Annotated in this window: 3 protein-coding genes; 2 read left to right on the forward strand and 1 reads right to left on the reverse strand. The window is 66.1% G+C overall.

Annotation, left to right across the window (positions count from 1 at the left end):
* Positions 1-969: asparagine--tRNA ligase (gene asnS / locus Q8Q85_09500; GenBank protein ID MDP3774489.1), on the forward strand; the 969-nt coding region annotated here is incomplete at its 5' end.
* Positions 970-985: 16 nt separating this feature from the next.
* Here the strand turns inward: asnS and Q8Q85_09505 are convergent.
* Positions 986-1,246 (reverse strand): hypothetical protein, encoded by a 261-nt coding sequence (locus tag Q8Q85_09505; protein ID MDP3774490.1) that lies wholly within the window; start codon positions 1,244-1,246, stop codon positions 986-988.
* A 230-nt stretch (positions 1,247-1,476) separates the two neighbouring features.
* On the opposite strand from Q8Q85_09505, the gene Q8Q85_09510 reads away from it, so the two are divergent.
* Positions 1,477-1,672, forward strand: a 196-nt coding sequence (locus Q8Q85_09510) for a hypothetical protein (protein ID MDP3774491.1), incomplete at its 3' end; no start/stop codon positions are given.

Below are 1,672 nucleotides of genomic sequence, written 5' to 3' on the forward strand. Positions count from 1 at the left end.
GGGACAGCGTTCCTCATGGAGCGCCGGCACCTCTGGCTCCGCAGCCGCCGCCAGGTGGCGATCATGCGCGTCCGCGACGAGGTGATCAAGGCGATCCGCGACTTCTTCTACGAGCGCGGCTTCGTCCTGGTGGACACGCCCATCCTCACCGGCTCCATCGGTGAATCCGCCGGTACGCTCTTCGAGACCGAGTACTTCGACCTCGGCAAGGCCTACCTGGGGCAGACGGGCCAGCTCTACCTCGAGTCCGCCTGCGCCGCCCTCGGCAAGGTCTACTGCTTCGGCCCCACCTTCCGCGCCGAGAAGTCCAAGACCCGGCGCCATCTCACGGAATTCCGGATGGTCGAGCCGGAGGTCGCGTTCAACACCTCCGACGACAACATGCGGTTACAGGAGGAGTTCGTCTCCTACATCGTCGCCAGAGTGCTCGACCGCCGCAAGGAGGAACTGAAGGAGCTCGAGCGCGACCCCGCCAAGCTCGAGGCGATCACCGCGCCGTTCCCGCGCGTCTCCTACACGGAGGCCATCGAGCTGCTCCGCGCCAAAGGCTCTTCTATCGAATGGGGCTCGGACTTCGGCGCCGAGGACGAGGCGAAGCTGGTCGAAGGCCGCGCCAAGCCGGTGTTCATCTACAACTACCCCACGGCCGCCAAGGCGTTCTACATGAAGGAGAACCCGGACGACCCGCGGACGGTGCTCTGCAACGACTGCCTCGCGCCCGAGGGCTACGGCGAGATCATCGGAGGGAGCCAGCGCGAGGATGACCACGACCGGTTACTCGCCCGCATCCGGCACGACGGCCTGCCGGAGGACGCGTACGGCTGGTACCTCGACCTGCGGAAGTACGGCACCTTCGTGCACGCGGGGTTCGGCTTGGGAGTTGAGCGGACGGTGGCGTGGATCACGGGCTCGCCGCACATCCGGGAGATGATCGCGTTTCCGAGGATGATGTACCGGTTGTATCCGTAGCCAAAAGAAAGGGGAGTCACAACCTCTGCAGGGCGGCCGCGGCAACCCAGAACGCGAACATCCACCGGATGATGCGGGTTTCCGCCGAAGAGATCTCGGTGCGCAGGTCGGCCAGCTTCGCGAACCCCGCCTCCATGTCTCGACGCAAAGCGAACTCGGCAAGCCGACGCTCCCACCTGGCGTCCTGCTCGGCTAACCGCTGCTCGAGCTTGGCGTCAAAGCGGCTGAAGTTCAGCTCGTTGAGTTCCCGCAAGTCCGCGTGATACGTGGCGTCCACCTCGTTGAACCAGGCGACGAGCTCGTTGGCGATGTCGTCGCCGAACTTCTGGCGGTAGGACGCGACGTCACGCGGCTGAGGACTCGCGACTAAAGTCGCGGCTCGGCAAGAGGACTGCCGCTGAAGCGGCGGTTCCGCGCGTCACTTCAGTGACGGATGCCGCGGCAGCTTCAGCCGCTGGCGCAATGGCGCCCTTGACCGGCGAGCTGCGTAGCCGTATTGTAGCACGCATGGCTACGTCTCCCCTCCGGTTCCTCAGCCTGCGTGACCTGCGCAATACGCCCGGGGCCCTGTGGCGCAAGCTGCGGGGGGGCGCCTCGGTGGCGATCACCTCCAGCGGTGAGCCTCGCGCCCTCATCATCGGCATCGAAGGAGATGAGCTGCCCGAGGTGGTCCGGCTGGTGGCGCGCCTCAGAGCGCAGCTGG

The organism is Gemmatimonadales bacterium (assembly GCA_030697825.1).
GTDB lineage: Bacteria > Gemmatimonadota > Gemmatimonadetes > Gemmatimonadales > JACORV01 > JACORV01.